Source organism: Hominiventricola filiformis, from assembly GCF_020686965.1.
Lineage (GTDB): Bacteria > Bacillota > Clostridia > Lachnospirales > Lachnospiraceae > Hominiventricola > Hominiventricola filiformis.
Genome location: NZ_JAJEPS010000032.1, coordinates 1 through 16,242, shown reverse-complemented (window position 1 = coordinate 16,242; position 16,242 = coordinate 1). Strand labels below are relative to the sequence as shown.

Below are 16,242 nucleotides of genomic sequence, written 5' to 3'. Positions count from 1 at the left end.
AGGCCCTCCTAATGATAATTATTTTATCATAGAAGGACCTTGCCTAGATTATTTTACAGAAAAAGTTCCACAGACTCTTATTTTCTTTTTATTACATTCTTTGCAGCTTTCGCAATGCCTGCTTTTCTAGTCTTTTTAACAGGTTTCCTTTTGGCAGCTGCTTCTTCTGCAGCAGATTCTTTCACTGCTTCTTTATCTGGCTCTTTCATACAGTTTTCTGCCTCGACAAGTACTTTTTCTTCTGCTGTCACCGGCTTATTGACTTTTACCTTAGTAAGCAATTCCGATTTTCTAATACAATAGCGCCATGATAGTGATTTCGCTTCTTTCTCCCAAAAAAACGGATTTAAAAACGATTGCCACATTTGGGGCAGTAATCAAAGTTTTCGGTTGTTTCATATCCACAATGACTGCAATGACGGTATGAATAACGTCCCTGATCGACTCTCCGTAGATATTCCGGCCGTATTTCCACTGAAGATCCGCGTTCGATTTCTTTTCCAATTTCTGAATCCAATTCGTACATAGAGCCACAACAACTTGTTGTCACATAATAGTGTTTATTCCATTTAAAGCATGGAATAAAAAATAGAGATAAAACGGTATATGTCATGAACACCTGATACCTGCCATATCTTCCACAGACATTACAAATCATCTGCTGTGAAAAATCCAGGTCTTTTCTCCCATCTGTAATTCCCATCATGAAAAACATAATTTTTCCCTTCTAATCAACAATCTTTTCCGGTGTAAAATTCAGATAATCTCCTGATACCAAATGATAACAGATCCCATGATGCATGCCACGGATACTGTCGGCATAACGTAGTTTTCCATGGCAGTGAGAATATACAACATGCTCTGCCCCATACTCCTCTGCCATCTGTGTAAATACGCTTTCTATTTCCATAATATTGGTAGGTGGATAATGAAGAAACATGATATATTTTTTAAACCCGGCATTTTTCGCAGCTTCAAAAGACGTTCTTAGTCTTTCTGCTTCTCGCTGCACTAATTTTTGCGCCTGTTTTTCATCATCCGGATTCCAGCTGATAATCTGCCCTTTTGCATTTATGAGAAATGGTCCTTCGAACGTGTAGCCCTTGGTTCCTACAAGCGCATAATCGTGATAGCAATAATAATTATTCTGCAGGAAATGTAACCGCGGTTCGTATTGCTCGTTTAACAAAGCCGTCTTTTTGGCATTCCAAAACATATCATGATTTCCACGCAGCAATATTTTCTCTCCCGGAAGATTAGCTATGAACTCCAGATCAGGTTTTGCATCAGCCAGTTTTCTTCCCCAGGAATGATCACCGGTAATCACAAACGTATCCCCGCTTTGAATGATCCTATTACAATTCTGCTCTATTTTTTCTTCATGATTCTTCCAGACTTTTCCAAACTTATCCATCGGCTTATGAGCCATAAATGACAAGTGCATATCTCCCAGTGCATATAATGCCATATTCTTAAATACAACTCTCTTTCCCTTATAGGTAATCGAATCCTGCAATGAACTCATTAAGTATAGCCTATTTTTCACTCTTTAAAAAGTGAAAAAAGTGAATTTTCACTGAAAAAAGTGAATTTTCACTTTTAATTCTGAGTCCCCTTATATTGACTCATTCCTCTGAAGTAAACCAAGTCACGTCATCGTACGATGTAGTAAAATTCATCCGAAATTTTCTATATTCCCACCCTCTTTTTCTTGCGTTCTCTACATTCCGGCTCTATGATAAGAACAGGATAATATACTTGGAGGGATCTCATCATGAAACTTATGGAACTGCCCGGTGGCGATACACTTCATCATTATAAGAAGTCTCTGGTTCTTTGTTTTGCCGGACCACGGGATGTTTTAAGTACTGGTCCCATTGGTGGCGGTTTCCGTACTGATCTGCAGGCAGTTTTCAATAACGATTGCAATCCGGGCGCCGGTATGTCCTGTGAACTCAGGGCTGATACTTACGAAGAACATATGAGGCTCCTGGCATTGGAAGACTTAGGGCTTGATCCAAAACACTGTACCGGACTTGCCACTGCTGCCAGCATGCATAACGTTTCCATCACGACCATGAACTATGAAGATTTTTCTGTAACCGCCATTGTTACCGGTGGCATCCGTGTCAATGCCAGCCGAGTAGGTGATCCGGCTGCCTGGCATGAAAAATCCGGTATCTCTGAACCAACAAAACCAGGAACCATCAATATCATCCTTCATATAGATGCAGCACTTTCCCCAGGCGCTCTGGCACGGGCGCTGGTCACTTGTACAGAAGCTAAGACTGCGGCAATCCAGGAACTGCTCGCACCTAGCCGTTACTCCAGTGGCATCGCCACCGGCTCCGGAACAGATGGAACAATCCTGATAGCAAATCCATTGTCCTCTACCTATCTGACTAATGCTGGAAAACATTGCAAATTAGGGGAATATATCGGAAGAACAGTAAAAAAAGCTGTGAAGGAAGCTCTTGACCGTCAGTCCGGGCTCAATCCTGCCTTCCAGCATAATATATTAAATCGTATGGATCGTTTTGGCATCACAGAAGATAGCTTATGGAGTACTTACTTACAGAAATTATCCGAAAAAGAAAAGAAGCTCTCACCATTTGTACGTGCAGAATTTGAAGATCATCTGTCTCAGCTCTGCCACAATGATACCTTGGTAACCTACACCTCTCTCTATGCCCACCTGATGGATCAACTGGACTGGGGACTATTATCTCCGGATGAGATCATTCCGGCTGGAAAACAGATTTTGAACTTTGCCGGGTTCCCTACAGATGCTCACTGTTCCTGCTCAGATGACCAGAATCCAATAGCAAAGATGGCTGATTTCTATCTACAGGGATTGGTGGAACTGATAATGAAACAGTAATACATAAATGTCATTATGACATACTCCCTCCACTTGGCTTATGCTTAAAGTTCGGACTTCTCGTTTTCTCACTATAAATATTTCCCGAACAAAACAATTTAAAAATGCTCCACTTCCGGTTCATGTGCAAATGAAGAAAATACAGCAGTGGCATCTTTAAAATAGAAGACTTCTGTATTTCCGTCATCTGCTGAATACATTTTCTGAAGAGACGGATATGCATCCAACATGGATTGACGTGCTTCTGTACGATCATCCTCTACCAGTTCTCCGGAAACTCGCAACCATTCTCCGTTCTTAAATGCACAGATTTCTGCTTTAGGATTCCTGTGAAGCTGCTTGGATACATCTTTCTTCTTGCCCGTCTGAATATAGAGTTTCCCCTCAAAAATATGTATCGTTCCGAAAGGCCGAACTCTTGGCTGGTCACCTTCCATTGTTGCAAGATAGTATGTCTGTGCCTCTTTTAAGAATTTTTCTACATGCTCCATAATTTAATCCTCCTGTTTTTGTATAGTTATCTGCTCACGTTAAAATGCATTCTGCATCTTCTAAAACTTCTTTGGTTCGCCAAATCCCAATAAACCGGTTTATAAGCTATACTCTGACTTATCATTCTCTGCAGCCACATTCACCTGCTGCCTCGAAAATCAGTCCCCTCGTTTATGATCTGGTCATCCATTTTATATAATACCATATTTTTTATTCCCGTATCCTTTCAAGCGTCCACATATCATTCTTTTTATGATAATATCCCAACTAATCTCTATCTTCTATAACCCTATTCTGCTTTGCGTTCAAAAACAAATTCTGAATCGGATGATAAATCAGACCGGAACGAATAACCAAGTCTGTCAAATTTCTGAATTTCCACCGGATTCTCAATCTCATTTTCTGCCATGAATCTGACCATTTCGCCACGAGCCATCTTCGCATAGGTACCTTTTGTTACCAGCTTATCTCCAGCTAACTCACAAAATGTCACCGTAATATATCTGTCCTGTGGTGTCAGATATTTTTCTATACATTTAGAATATTCTTTTGAAGCCAAGTTGATGATAATCCTGCTGTCATCGATTACTGCACGGTATAATAAGTTTCCCCAATACTCATACAGATTTTTGTCATCTCCTATTGCAACTTTCGCCTGCATTTCCAAACGATAAGGAGTCACTCCGTCCATCGGTTTCAGAACACCATAAAATGCCGATAGTATTCTCAAATGGCTTTGAATATACGCAAACTGCCCATCTTCAAACACGGTTGGACCCATATACTGAAATGCTATTCCATCATATGACAGTACAGCCGGTGTAAGCATCTGGTAAAGGTTCATATTTTCTAGTCTATGAAAATTCTGTTCTGCGATTTTGTCATTACATTTCCAGATAGTCTTCAGTTCCTCTTTTGACTTATCTTTCAACCAGTTTAATATTTCTGTTGTCTGATCAATAAACTCCGGCAATCCAACTGGCTCTATACTGTCAATATCTCTAATCATCTTTTTGGCAGGTGATAATATAATCTTCATCAAGCTAATTCCTTAAGCATATTTTCAGGATCATCTGCTGCCTTAACTTTATCGTTGGCTTTGATAATGACTCCATGTTCATCAATAAGATATGTGGTTCTTACCACCCCCATAGAAACTTTTCCATAGTTTTTCTTTTCTTTCCAGACATCATATGCTTCAATCACTTTACGTTCCGGATCAGCTAAAAGCGTAAATACCAGTCCGTATTTTTCCTCAAATTTCTTGTGGGATGCTACGGAATCTTTACTTACACCAAGAATAACCGCACCTTTTTCAGTAAACTGAGGATAGCGATCTGAAAAACCACATGCCTGTTTCGTGCAGCCTGCTGTGTTATCCTTTGGGTAAAAATATAAAATTACCTTTTTACCTGCATAATCGCTTAACTTATGTATTTCTCCATTCTGATCCGGCAATGCAAAATCTGGCGCCTTTGTTCCTACTTCTAACATGTATTATTCCTCCGCTTCTTTTGCTTCCGCCTGTTTTTTTGCTTTCTTCTTTCCCGAAATCATTTTGTGTCCTGTATAAACTGACATGATCATGCATATCAAAGAACCAAACGCAAAATATTTATGCGCTTCTTTTAACCCTCTATATCCGGTATAAAAAGTCCCAAACATTGTAATAACTGCTCCGATTGACCAATATTTATGTGCTTTCATACTTACACCTCCTACTTAATGTACATTATATCATAAATTTCATTGATATAACACCCCGCTTTTTGCCCGTATTTGCTGAAAAGTTCAGTTTTGAATATCTCCGCAAATCTCACAAAATCCCGCTATTTAGTAACAAATTAGTAACAGATTACATCAGATCATTGACCCTTGCCTGTACTGCTGCATAATCATAACCTTCTGCGGTGATTCTGTTCTTACGATCAGCACCGTTTCCATACTCACCACGGATGACTGCCCTTGCAATTTCATCAATGGATTTCTTAGGTGTTCCGCAAAGTTCATTGACCTTGTTCTGAACTGCGGTGTAATCATAACCCGCCTGTTCAATGCGGTTCTTTCTGTCCTGACCGTTACCCCAAGCACCATTGATGACTTCCTGTGCAATTTCATCAACAGATTTCTTTGGTGTAGTGTCTCCCCCTAAAATCTCATTGACCTTTGCCTGAACCTCATCATAGTTGTACCCGGCTGCTTCAAGTGCTGCTTTACGATCAGCACCATTGCCATACTTGCCGTTGACAACATCCTGTGCGACTTCATCTACCGACTTCTTAGGTGATTCAGGCTGTGCAGTATCACCATAGAAATAATCAAGGTCTACATTTCCGGCAATACCATCAACAGAACCCTTGCTTGTGTACTGATGGAACATACAAGGATAATCAGGATCACCAGTATAATCAGCCAACCAGTAAATATACTGTGAAATCAGTTCATCAGTATACATATTCTTGTGATAGTCAATATTGGAATAAATACCCGCCTTGTACCCGTGACTGGTCACATACTCACAAAATGCCTTTGTGAAAGCAACACATTCATTCTTACCAAGGTTGACACCCTTTTCCTTTGCCTGTTTTACAGTGTCATATTCAAAATCATAGAAAATCACTGTGTCCTTACCAAGTCCGGCTTTCTCAACCTGTGTAATACAAAATGCTGCTTCATTCCTTGCCTGATCTGCGTTGAGTGCATAACTGAAATGATATACACCTTTGACTGGAATATTATTGGCACGGCATCCGTTGACATATTCAAAGAACTTGCCATCTACTGCCTGACGATAACCTTCACGAATGATTACAAACTGAATCCCACTTGCTGCAACCTTGGCAAAGTCAACTGCACCTTGCCACTTTGAAATATCCATACCCTTCATCATATTATTTGCCCTCACTTTCTGTCTTTTTCTGTAAAATATCAATAGCCTTGGTGATAACTGCCGGGAGTGGTAACCCCATAAGACCCGCATTTTCCACAAGGGAAATTGTTTCATTGGCAATGAACGCAATAATCACTGCATCCCTGATATAATTTGTGCCAATGACAAGATCAAGGCGGTATGCAACCAGTACAAAAATCAGGGTCATGCACTTTCTGCAAAGACCTTTCCACCCCGCCTTACTTTCAAGTGAACCTGTGTCTGTCTTGGGACTGTTCTTGAATACCCCCGCAACAATCAGACCTGAAATATAATCAAGTCCCATGAAAATCAGAAGGGTTGCAAGTCCCGCATCCCAACCACCAAAAAAAGATGCGATTGCTGAACCAATCACACCTAATACACTGCAAATAGTCTGTTTCATTTTCTCTGTCCTTTCTGAACATAAAAACAACCGCTTGTGACCTCATATAATGGTCATATAGCGGTTGTTTTTGTTTCTGTGATAATTTCCTTGTCTGTTGATTACTCTGCTAATTCAGGGCAATCAAGGTCAATCAGAACTTCCTTCACTTTGTCCTTGATTTTCTCAGGTACATCAGCAAAGGTTTTCTTGCCCTTAATGATAAGGGTTGCATAGATCACTGCCATAGATTCCACATCCTTTCTGAATAAAATTTTTATGATGAACTGAAACAACATCAGTTACCACCTTCTGCCAGTTCCGGGTGTCCTTCATCAATAAGCACCTGTTTGACTTCATTCCTGATCTTGTCAGGAACATCATTGATTGACTTCTTACCCTTGATGATAAGTGCTGCATAAATGTTTGCCATATTCTCACCCCTTCCTTATGCCATCATTTCATAGATTTCACACATGGCTTCCTGTGCCTGTGTCATCTGATCTTCCAAAGATGCGTTTCTGTCATCAATCATTTTGATGTATTCATCCTTGGTGTACTGGGTCAGGTCATATTCATAACCAGTGAACCCCGGCTGTTCATCTGTCCCGGCTTCTGTGACCGGGGTGATGTTTGCAGCAACCCAAACTGAATAGTCATCAATGACTTTCTGTTCAGGCTGCTTTGTACTGCGTACTTTTCCGTACTCTTTCATGCTTTTTACCGCCTTTCTTCTTTTTCTTTGCCTTGATATGGTTTGTATAATAATCATCAGCGTATTGCTGAATAGGCACAATATATTTATCTGATAAATGGGAACTGTCACAATGTTTCAACCAACCCTTATAAGAATTGATTGAACACCATTCTGAATAGTTCATTTCCTGACCGTTTTCAACTTTCTTCCTGATGTTGGTCATCTTCCGCTTCATTTCCTGACAGGTGGATTTTCTCAACAGGGTACTGTTCAAAAATATCCTGTACCCAACAAAATCAATACCCCGGATGAATGAAGGGAATATCTGATAGTTCCCTTTTATTCTTAATTTCAAATTCTGTATGAAGTATTCATTGATTTCTGCAAGTAACTGATGCAGTTCTTCTTTGGTTCTTGCAAAAATACAAATATCATCCATATAACGGTAATAGTGCTTTACCCGCTTAACTTCTTTTATCCAGTGGTCAAAACCTGATAGGAAGAAATTGCCGTCATACTGTGAAAAGTAATTCCCTATTGGAATACCGACACCTTCAATGAAGTCCTTGTCGTTTATCTTCACTATCTTGATTTCATTACCACAAGACCGATAAAATTCAATGTTTTCATCCGTTGCCGGACAAGTGCTGATTGAATCAATTACTTCATCAATCAGTTCAAGCAGTTCAGGGTCTTTGTACTTCCGTCTGAACTTCTGTTTTAGTGTTTCATGGTCAATGGAAGGGTAAAATTTCTTGCAGTCTATTTTCAAGCAATAGATCATTTCTTCCGGCACGGTATCAACCGCCAACCGTAACTTCTTGTATGCTGCATGAATACCCTTGTTTGGTATTGCACTGTATGTATCATCAGTGAAATACGCTAATAACTGCGGTTCAATCACCTGTAAAACCGCCCATTGTGCAATTCTGTCAGGGAAGAATGGAAGTTTGTATATTTCCCGTTCCTTCTTGCCGTCCTTTTTCGTAAAAGTGGCATATTCCGAAGTTTTGTATAAATGGTTTTGAAGCATCCATTGCAGACCCGCCAAATAGTAGTATGGTCTTTTCTCAATCTGCTGAACTTCCTTGTACCATCCTTTGCCTTTCTTTGCGTGTTGAAACGCAAGATACAGGTTATCCATTGAACAGATTTTTTCATAAAGATTGCCATACCTTTTCACGCTTGTCTGTTCCCTTCTGTATGCACTGAACCGAACTTTCAACCCGTCAGGTGACGGTCTACTAATACAGCCCATGTATTTTGATGTTTTGCCAAGTGGCACGGTAATCAGTTTTCAGTACATTGATTTATAAGAACACCCCGCCATTTCTGACGAGGTGTTTCAAGTGATATTTGTGCATTTACTAACTGACTGCTGATATTCCGATTACGATTAGAAGAAGCATTATTCAGATTCCAATAGAAAGCACTGGTATTCAAGCCATTATTCCAATTAGCACCTAATTTAGTGACATTGGTTTTTTGTCTTTTTATCGTCTTTCTGCTTGAAAATCGTCATCTTTAGCATCCTGATTACCTAAAAAGTGTGGTTATGCTGTCATGCTGCTATGCTGCAACCTTTTTTCGATACACCAACCGACCGCCGATACTCCGATAACGAGCAGAAGAAGCATCATACAGATACCAATAGAAAGCACCGGCATACAAGCCACTATGCCAAGAAGCACCCAATATAGCGACACGCCAACCAGTACCATTCTGATTCCAACAATAATCACCAACAGGAAGGGCGGTGTTTCCGTTGAACTCACCCGGTAACAGTACAATAACAATGCGTTTCCTGATGATGAAAAGGAAGGTGAAAAATAAGATGATTAAAGGTAATTTATTAAGAGAAAAAATTGATGCTTGGTAATGCATCAGGTTCAGTTGTCAATGCTAACGGTATTCAGATTGTGTCATACCGTGGTGAGGAAAACTTTTGGGGCAACATTTGGTGGTGGATTGATGGAATCAATCACTATGCAAATGCAACCACAGGTGAATGTGATACCTATGTTGCAGATCATGGTTTTACTGATGACAGTAAGGCAGCACCTTATGAAGATACAGGAATGTGTGCAAAGTATGGAAACGGTTATATTTCCGCTTTCTGTTATTCAGAAGATTTTGATTGGTTGTTCTTTCCTGATAGTTATTCTTACAACACCTGATTCCAACTGTTCAAAGGATGTTTCCTTGAACTTCTGCGGTTTACCTTTTTTCAGGCTTTCCATATACGCAAGGTATTCAAGTTTGGTTGGAAATTCAAGAATCTGTTCAATCCATGCTGCAACTATTTTCTTCACTTCATCACCTTCTTTCATTGCCGGGTGCTTTCAGGCAGCGACCCGGCATCTTGTTAATTCAGTCTGTTTTATACCTCTAAACTCTGTATGTGCTTTTACTGTACCAGTGATTGACATTTCATCAACAGTATCATCAATATACTTTCCAGTTTTCCATGTATAAACATTTCCATCTGCACCTATGATCTTGTATATGTGGGTGACACCGAAATCAGTTTCCCAACTTGTTACACACTTTACAGACTGAACTTTTACTGTGATTCTGTCAGAAATTTCACCGACATATTCTGATGACTGTTCTATGTCAAGAACTGCTTTTCTCTTTGCGGTTCGTTCTAACCCCCTGTCATACGCCGGAAATAATGAAGCGTACAAGCCAAAATTCCCTTTGACATATTCAAGACTACAAGCCGTTTTTAAGTTATGAATGTAATTGCTGTTTTCTTCCTGTTCAGACACCCAATCAAGGGCATCTGACACAAGTTTTACTGTCAAATCACTGTCAATGTCAAAGTTCACTGACCGCATCTTATCAAGTAAATCCTGTAAGTATTCTTTTGTTATTGCCCGCCCATGTGCTGCATCATAAAAATCTAATGCCCTTGTTGCGGTGCTGATACCTTCATCAGATGCTCTTGTGTAACCAAAATGACGGATTGTTTCAGCCACATAAGAAAGATATTCTTTTGTATTAACATACCGCTGATAACTGCATCCGGGTTCAGGTGTTTCACCTTCAATCAAAGTATCAAATAGGCTCATATACTGCGTAACTGCTTCTGCACTCATACCATGTGTGAAATCTTTCAGGCAAGATTTTCCAACCTGTTTGAACTCACCTGTTCCGTTCCTGTTTTCTTCAACTACTTTGACGGGTCATTGTTTATTCTTCACACGCTCTGTCTGCTATCCGGCAGCCTGACCACCATGTCACTTGCGTGTAGCCCTATCGCTTCACCCGTTCCTTCCTACTTGCTTTGTTTCTTGTGGATTGTCCGTCCACATTTCATACTATAAACCAATGTGGATTAAATGTCAACTATTTTTTATAAAAAACTTAAAAAAAGTTGATTTTCAATCCCTAACATAGTAAAATTACATATAGAAAGGGGGTGACAGTTGTGGTAGATAAAAAGAAGGATTTTCTGAAAATTCTTGGTAATAACATAAAAAAATACCGGGACGATAAAGGACTTTCTCAAGAAGCACTTGCCAACCTTTGCGGGTGGAATACGGACAACGCACGGTCAACTATTTCAAAGATTGAATCAGGGACTAACGATGTCCCTACATCCAAGTTAAAGATCATAGCAGAAAAACTCGGTGTATCAGTTTGTGATCTAATGGATTGTTCAAATATTCAAGAACAGTCTGAATCTGTTGAACTGGTAAAACAAGTTTATGATGAAGAAACCAAATTTGTGATTTCTTCATTTATTAAACTGGATGCAGTTGACAGAATTAAAGTCATTGAACGAATTAACACATTACTGGATGATGAAAAATATTCTGTCAAAAAAGAATCATCAGGAAGTCAAACGGCATAATATGGGTTGACTTTTCCAAAAGGTAACTGTTGGTAACTGGTAACTGTTGTTTTTCTATACTCTATATTTTACTTTTTTATTTTTACATTAGAATTAGTACATAATCAAAATATAAGAAAATCAATTATCAACAGTTACTAACCGTTACCCTATTGATAATACTGTATTTATAACAGATACTTAAACAGTTACCAACAGTTACAACGGTTACTGAATGAAAGGAAGGTAAAAAATGTTTGGAAAAAAGAAAGAATCAGGAATACCAGTAGGACATTATGAAGGAATTGAAGGGTTTGCGACTGATTATCCTTGCAGAATTGAAGTAAAAGATGATGTGTTTGAGATCAGAAGAATCAAGCCTGAAACTACCGTCACACTTCCAATGAACAGAATCAAGTCATTTTCAGCAATGGAAGAAGAAAAGTTCATGTTAAAATATCACGGTCAGGCAAAAAACACATCAAAATTAAAAGGTGCAAAGAAGTATTATTTGGTTGTGGAATATGACAAAGGTATGCTTGCCTTTTGGGGAACAGCAATGGAATATGGAAAGTTTCTTGATTTACAGAATAAAGGTGTTGCAGCACCTTCACACATTGAATTATAACTGAACAAAAATGAACCCCAACCGTTGCAGCGGTCAGGGTTCTTATAACTCTATACCAAGGAATAGGATGATATAGGCTATGCAACCCTAATTATATCATCCATTCCTTGAAATTTCAATCAGGAAGGAATGATATACATGGGAAGAAGAAACCCAAACGGTTACGGATGCGTGACCAAGTTGAAGGGTAACCGTTCACGCCCGTGGCTTGCCAAGGTCACCATATATGACGAACAGGGACACGCAAAACAAACCCCTATCGGTTACGCTGAAACAGAAGAAAAAGCCAACATCTTATTGGCTGAATATAACAACAATCCTTGGGACATTGACCGGGAAAAGGTCACCTTGGTTGTACTCTATCAGCGTTGGTCTGAAATCAAATTACCCAAGTTAGGAAAATCAAATCAACAGTCTTTGCGTTCAGCGTTCAAGCACTGTTCAAAATACTACGGTGTGAAGTACCGATCACTGAAATCTTATCAGATGCAAGACTGCATTGACAACTGCGGATGTGGGTATTCAACACAATGGTCAATCAAGAATCTGTTCGGTCACCTTGACCGTTTTGCTTTTGAAATTGACCTGATAGATAAAATGTATTCACAAATTACCACCGCCCCACCAATACCTGATACCACCCGTGAACCGTTCACGCCTGAACAGGTTGATGCACTGTGGAAAATAAAAGATGACCCTTGGGTCAATACCGTGCTGATCTACATATATACGGGGTTCAGATTACAGGAATTGTTGGGGATGAAAACTGAACAGATAAACATTAAGGACTGGTACTTTGAAGGTGGAATCAAGACTGCTGCCGGAAAGTGCCGTATTGTTCCGATACATGACCGCATCAAACCATTTGTGAAAGCACTGGTTGATGAAGGAAACAAGTACCTGTTCACTTATCAGGGTAAAAAGTTCAGTCAGGCAAATTACTATAAGTGTTGGGGTGAAGTCATGGAAAAGATAGGTGCAGACAAGACCCCGCATGAAGCAAGGCACACATTTGAAACCAACCTTGACAACGCAAAAGGCAATAGAAAATGTATTGATATGCTGATGGGTCATAAGTCAAAGGATGTGGGAAACAGGGTGTATAATCACAAGACTATTGAACAGTTACGGGAAACTGTTGCCCTATTAAAATAATATTTTTTACGCTGAACCAGTAACAAATTAGAAACAAAAAAGACGGGAAATGCCGTAAAATTAAGCATTTCCCGTCTTAAAAAATGTATTATATCAAATTTTCAATAACATGGTCTATATCATTCTAAAAATACTATACTTCTGTCTTCCACTACATGCAGGAACCAGACAGTTTCTGGACTCTGACCGTTTCTCCGAAATGGAAGTGGGTGATGAAGTGTCTCTGGATGCAGATTTTGGTGTTCGTGTTTCCGGAGATAGTATGGAACCGCTCTATCTGAACGGGCAGATCATCTGGGTGCATCAGCAGGAAACACTGGAAGATGGTGAAATCGGTATCTTCTTTTTGGATGGGGAAGCCTATGTCAAAAAATATCATCAGGCTCCTGACGGCATCTCATTGATCTCAGTGAACAAAAAATATGCACCAATCAAAATTTCCTCTGGATCTGTTTTCAGGACTTTGGGAAAAGTAGTTGGATAAATATATTGATAAAATTTTTTATTCTGCATATAATAGAAGTAGGAAAATCCCTACTTTTCCTATTATAAGCAATGGAGGTGCATATAATGACAACAACTACATTTATTGATAACGCAAAGGTAATGTCCAAAGGACAAGTAACTATTCCAAAGGATGTACGTGAAATTCTCGGCATTTCCAGTGGTGACAGAGTAACGTTTGTTGTTGAAAATGGTTCTGTAAGATTAATTAATTCCGCTGTATATGCCATGCAAATGCTTCAGGCTCAAATGGCTGGCGAAGCAGAAAATTCCGGCCTCACCTCTGATGAAGCAGTCATGGATCTTGTAAAAGAAGTCCGTGCAGAAAGTGAGTTATAATAAGAGTTTCTTAACAATTCTTAATTATCTGACTACTCATTGTTTTTTCTGTCTCTTATGATATAATCATGCCATAGAATCATCAGGTAGTCGGTGTGACTCCGGCGCGATTGCGACCCTGTGAACGATCACTTTGATCAAAGCCAGAACCTGATCTATACGCATCCAACTGCTTGCGCTCATGAGCACAGAATGCATTCCAGAACATATTAATTGTTTTGAATGCACGCTGTGCTTTTTTATTACCATAAAAAGGAGGAAAAATCACATGGCAACTTTTAAAAAAATATTCACGATAATCTCTTACATTGTTACCATCCTTTTGATTGTTTACATTATTTATGAAGCAATACCAAAACGCACTGTAAGTCCTGCCATAGACGGCGTCCGCTTTGAAATGGTCACGACAGAAACACTGTTCACCCGTACATCTGAGACTACTGACTCCGAAAATAACCAGATCAAAGCAGTTTACGAAAAGCTGCCCCGCAAATTTCACCTTTATGTCAATGGTGAAGAAGTTCCACTTGATGGTGAAACCCAGGAGAATTAAATTATGCTGTTTGGCCTCTATTTAATGTTTGAGCTTTTCCTGCTCATCGGATATTTTGTATACAGCTATGATCACATCACCGGATACACTCGTGTCAGAAAACATCCACGAGAAATGCATCCTGCAGAATACCTTATCGGCATCACCATTTTCACCTTTCTTTCCATTGACTTAAACAGGCAGATAATGCTGAGTGATATCCTTATCTATCCGGCAAATGCATCTTCCGTATTTTATTTAAGATGTGGGTGAGCCTACTCCTATTAGCAGCATTAACAGGTTTTTTACTATTTTTCAAAAAACTAACTGCCGAAAGACGCTATCTGGCAGCCAATAGCATTCATCTCGGACTACAGGCAATTATTATCTTCCTGTTTCTTATTGGTTTTAAAACAGCATAAGCGAAAGAAAATCCGAAGCGCCCACCGGTCTTCGGATTTTCTCTTACAGCTTTCCCATCTTCAAATATTCTTCTAGCTGCTCTCTGTTCTCCGTGATATACTCATAGGTCACATAATCCGGATTGATCCGTTCCACCAGCCCTCTGACCCCAGAATCGGTGAACGGCTGATGTTTATCAATTGCGAAAATATGGGTAAACACTTCACACATCTGCATACTGGGATCATCCGACAGCGTGTGTCGCTCTGAGAGCCAATGTTTCACATATTCGCCAGTGAGTGATTGCTGCAGGTGTATGCCGTGGATATACGGAATCATCTCCTCTTGAGCATCCAGCATCCGGTGCAGATATGCTACTGCTTCGGTCTGATTGACCAAGTCATGATTGGTATGCAGGAAATGTCCCGTATCCAGCATAAAGCCCTTTTTTTCATAATGCACCAGATCAAGCAGCAGCCTGGTTGTATCCGGATTCAGGAAATTCAATCCCGGCCACCATAAGTTTTCCATGAGAAACCAGAATGGGTAATCCTGACCATCCAAAAGCTCATTGATCAGATCCGCAGATGCCCGGATCACTTCTTCATCCGTGTGTTTCAGCCTATACGTGAAACTCTCCTCCGGGTCAACCTGAGTTACATGAAATACCACATATTCCGCGCCCATTTCACGGACCGTCTCCAGATTATCCCGGTAATGGTCTATGAGCATTTTGCGATCAAGATTCATCCAGTCACTGGCACAGCATAAATGTACTCCTACTACCATATCCGGATTCACTTTTCCTTGTGTATCTTTGGATAAGGGCATCAGTTCCAATCCATTTAATCTCAGTCCTGTATAGAACTGTCTCAGGTCATCTGCGGACGAAAACCTCTGCAAATCGTCATCTGAAACAGAAAAATTCATCATCTCTTTCATTGTTACATTTTTCACCTCAAAGCCATATTTAATGTCCGCCCGCGGCCGGGCTGCGGGGATCTTGTTTTCTCGCCCGCGACCGGGCTGTGGATTTTTCGTTTTCCTGCCCGCGGCCGGGACCGTGGGTCTCAGCGCCCAACTTGCTTACTAAAATTCCTTTCCTTTTTTATCTGAATGATTCTTCAGCAATCAACCAGGTTACTCTGACTCTGGTATCTCATCATTTTCCCAGAAAACTTATTCATTATCTGCAAGAGAAATTTTCTTCTACTTCCTCAAAAATACTTGAAAAAGTTTCTAATGGGATATACTATATGTATAACTATATGATACCCGTTCAGCTGATCGTCCTGTCTCAGCTTGACCCGTCTGAATATCTGTGGCTCTCCTGTCTGTCTAAACACATTACAGCAGAGACACCACTTGTAAATCTCAGACAGGCTTATGCACCGCATCAGGACGATCCACTTTATCAAACTATTATGGATGCTATCATCCGGGCCAATCTTTCGGAAGGAGGAGAATCTCTTATGTGTGAC

25 protein-coding genes and 1 pseudogene are annotated in these 16,242 nt (G+C 39.9%); 10 read left to right on the top strand and 16 right to left on the bottom strand.

What is annotated here, in order from left to right:
- Positions 1-77 precede the first annotated feature (77 nt).
- The 3 genes from LKD36_RS16825 to LKD36_RS16815 all read right to left on the bottom strand — a co-directional run bounded on the left by LKD36_RS16825 (position 78) and on the right by LKD36_RS16815 (position 1,468).
- Positions 78-209: a hypothetical protein gene (locus LKD36_RS16825; RefSeq protein ID WP_308460338.1), complete on the bottom strand. Its 132-nt coding sequence runs from the start codon at positions 207-209 to the stop codon at positions 78-80.
- Between the two features lie 137 nt (positions 210-346).
- Positions 347-715, bottom strand: a complete 369-nt coding sequence (locus LKD36_RS17635; protein ID WP_308460337.1) for a zinc ribbon domain-containing protein — start codon at positions 713-715, stop codon at positions 347-349.
- A 12-nt stretch (positions 716-727) separates the two neighbouring features.
- On the bottom strand, positions 728-1,468 hold the full coding sequence (locus LKD36_RS16815; RefSeq protein WP_308460339.1) for a metallophosphoesterase: 741 nt from the start codon (positions 1,466-1,468) through the stop codon (positions 728-730).
- 306 nt (positions 1,469-1,774) lie between these two features.
- Between LKD36_RS16815 and LKD36_RS16810 the strand changes: the two genes are divergently transcribed.
- The gene (locus LKD36_RS16810; RefSeq protein WP_308460336.1) at positions 1,775-2,881 is read left to right on the top strand and encodes an adenosylcobinamide amidohydrolase; all 1,107 of its coding nucleotides are present in this window, start codon (positions 1,775-1,777) and stop codon (positions 2,879-2,881) included.
- Between the two features lie 98 nt (positions 2,882-2,979).
- Here the strand turns inward: LKD36_RS16810 and LKD36_RS16805 are convergent, their stop codons facing one another.
- From LKD36_RS16805 to LKD36_RS16755, 11 genes are all read right to left on the bottom strand, one after another.
- The gene (locus tag LKD36_RS16805) at positions 2,980-3,372 is read right to left on the bottom strand and encodes a pyridoxamine 5'-phosphate oxidase family protein (RefSeq protein WP_308460335.1); all 393 of its coding nucleotides are present in this window, start codon (positions 3,370-3,372) and stop codon (positions 2,980-2,982) included.
- Between the two features lie 290 nt (positions 3,373-3,662).
- Complete coding sequence (gene yaaA / locus LKD36_RS16800; protein ID WP_118771679.1) at positions 3,663-4,412, bottom strand: peroxide stress protein YaaA; 750 nt, start codon at positions 4,410-4,412, stop codon at positions 3,663-3,665.
- Positions 4,412-4,867, bottom strand: coding sequence for a thioredoxin-dependent thiol peroxidase (gene bcp, locus LKD36_RS16795; RefSeq protein WP_308460334.1), 456 nt, complete (start codon positions 4,865-4,867; stop codon positions 4,412-4,414). Before bcp ends, yaaA begins: the two co-directional genes overlap by 1 nt.
- A 3-nt stretch (positions 4,868-4,870) precedes the next feature.
- A complete protein-coding gene (locus LKD36_RS16790) occupies positions 4,871-5,080 on the bottom strand; it encodes a DUF6219 family protein (RefSeq protein WP_308460333.1) in 210 nt (69 codons plus the stop codon).
- Between the two features lie 148 nt (positions 5,081-5,228).
- On the bottom strand, positions 5,229-6,263 hold the full coding sequence (locus LKD36_RS16785; protein ID WP_308460332.1) for a GH25 family lysozyme: 1,035 nt from the start codon (positions 6,261-6,263) through the stop codon (positions 5,229-5,231).
- Between the two features lies 1 nt (position 6,264).
- Positions 6,265-6,687, bottom strand: coding sequence for a phage holin family protein (locus LKD36_RS16780; protein WP_118656798.1), 423 nt, complete (start codon positions 6,685-6,687; stop codon positions 6,265-6,267).
- A 101-nt stretch (positions 6,688-6,788) separates the two neighbouring features.
- The gene (locus LKD36_RS16775; RefSeq protein ID WP_330362758.1) at positions 6,789-6,914 is read right to left on the bottom strand and encodes a CD1375 family protein; all 126 of its coding nucleotides are present in this window, start codon (positions 6,912-6,914) and stop codon (positions 6,789-6,791) included.
- Positions 6,915-6,964: 50 nt separating this feature from the next.
- Entirely contained in the window at positions 6,965-7,099 is a 135-nt protein-coding gene (locus LKD36_RS16770) for a CD1375 family protein (RefSeq protein ID WP_308460331.1), read from the bottom strand.
- Positions 7,100-7,114: 15 nt separating this feature from the next.
- On the bottom strand, positions 7,115-7,381 hold the full coding sequence (locus LKD36_RS16765; RefSeq protein ID WP_118720967.1) for a hypothetical protein: 267 nt from the start codon (positions 7,379-7,381) through the stop codon (positions 7,115-7,117).
- On the bottom strand, positions 7,341-8,546 hold the full coding sequence (locus LKD36_RS16760) for an RNA-directed DNA polymerase (RefSeq protein WP_308460330.1): 1,206 nt from the start codon (positions 8,544-8,546) through the stop codon (positions 7,341-7,343). The genes LKD36_RS16765 and LKD36_RS16760 overlap by 41 nt, the downstream gene beginning before the upstream one ends.
- A gap of 370 nt (positions 8,547-8,916) precedes the next feature.
- Positions 8,917-9,159: a hypothetical protein gene (locus LKD36_RS16755; RefSeq protein WP_308460329.1), complete on the bottom strand. Its 243-nt coding sequence runs from the start codon at positions 9,157-9,159 to the stop codon at positions 8,917-8,919.
- 72 nt (positions 9,160-9,231) lie between these two features.
- Between LKD36_RS16755 and LKD36_RS16750 the strand changes: the two genes are divergently transcribed.
- Positions 9,232-9,540 carry a hypothetical protein gene (locus tag LKD36_RS16750; protein ID WP_308460328.1) on the top strand — a complete coding sequence of 103 codons (309 nt, stop codon included), beginning with the start codon at positions 9,232-9,234 and terminating at the stop codon, positions 9,538-9,540.
- A gap of 165 nt (positions 9,541-9,705) precedes the next feature.
- Here LKD36_RS16750 and LKD36_RS16745 read toward each other — a convergent pair whose 3' ends face one another.
- On the bottom strand, positions 9,706-10,464 hold the full coding sequence (locus tag LKD36_RS16745; protein ID WP_308460327.1) for a hypothetical protein: 759 nt from the start codon (positions 10,462-10,464) through the stop codon (positions 9,706-9,708).
- Between the two features lie 332 nt (positions 10,465-10,796).
- Here LKD36_RS16745 and LKD36_RS16740 point away from each other — a divergent pair, with 332 nt between their 5' ends.
- From LKD36_RS16740 to LKD36_RS16710, 7 genes are all read left to right on the top strand, one after another.
- A complete protein-coding gene (locus LKD36_RS16740) occupies positions 10,797-11,222 on the top strand; it encodes a helix-turn-helix domain-containing protein (protein WP_308460326.1) in 426 nt (141 codons plus the stop codon).
- Positions 11,223-11,454: 232 nt separating this feature from the next.
- A complete protein-coding gene (locus LKD36_RS16735) occupies positions 11,455-11,829 on the top strand; it encodes a hypothetical protein (protein WP_308460325.1) in 375 nt (124 codons plus the stop codon).
- A gap of 138 nt (positions 11,830-11,967) precedes the next feature.
- Positions 11,968-12,984 carry a tyrosine-type recombinase/integrase gene (locus LKD36_RS16730; protein ID WP_308460324.1) on the top strand — a complete coding sequence of 339 codons (1,017 nt, stop codon included), beginning with the start codon at positions 11,968-11,970 and terminating at the stop codon, positions 12,982-12,984.
- Positions 12,985-13,093: 109 nt separating this feature from the next.
- The gene (locus LKD36_RS16725) at positions 13,094-13,468 is read left to right on the top strand and encodes a S24 family peptidase (protein WP_308460323.1); all 375 of its coding nucleotides are present in this window, start codon (positions 13,094-13,096) and stop codon (positions 13,466-13,468) included.
- An 86-nt stretch (positions 13,469-13,554) separates the two neighbouring features.
- Positions 13,555-13,827, top strand: a complete 273-nt coding sequence (locus LKD36_RS16720; protein WP_308460322.1) for an AbrB/MazE/SpoVT family DNA-binding domain-containing protein — start codon at positions 13,555-13,557, stop codon at positions 13,825-13,827.
- Positions 13,828-14,095: 268 nt separating this feature from the next.
- On the top strand, positions 14,096-14,380 hold the full coding sequence (locus LKD36_RS16715; protein WP_118771685.1) for a hypothetical protein: 285 nt from the start codon (positions 14,096-14,098) through the stop codon (positions 14,378-14,380).
- A 3-nt stretch (positions 14,381-14,383) separates the two neighbouring features.
- On the top strand, positions 14,384-14,632 hold the full coding sequence (locus tag LKD36_RS16710) for a hypothetical protein (protein ID WP_308460321.1): 249 nt from the start codon (positions 14,384-14,386) through the stop codon (positions 14,630-14,632).
- Positions 14,633-14,824: 192 nt separating this feature from the next.
- On the opposite strand, the gene LKD36_RS16705 is transcribed toward LKD36_RS16710, so the two are convergent.
- Positions 14,825-15,703: a TIM barrel protein gene (locus LKD36_RS16705; protein ID WP_308460320.1), complete on the bottom strand. Its 879-nt coding sequence runs from the start codon at positions 15,701-15,703 to the stop codon at positions 14,825-14,827.
- 314 nt (positions 15,704-16,017) lie between these two features.
- Here LKD36_RS16705 and LKD36_RS16700 point away from each other — a divergent pair.
- Positions 16,018-16,242 (top strand): annotated as a pseudogene (locus tag LKD36_RS16700) (3-isopropylmalate dehydrogenase); the annotation flags it as partial.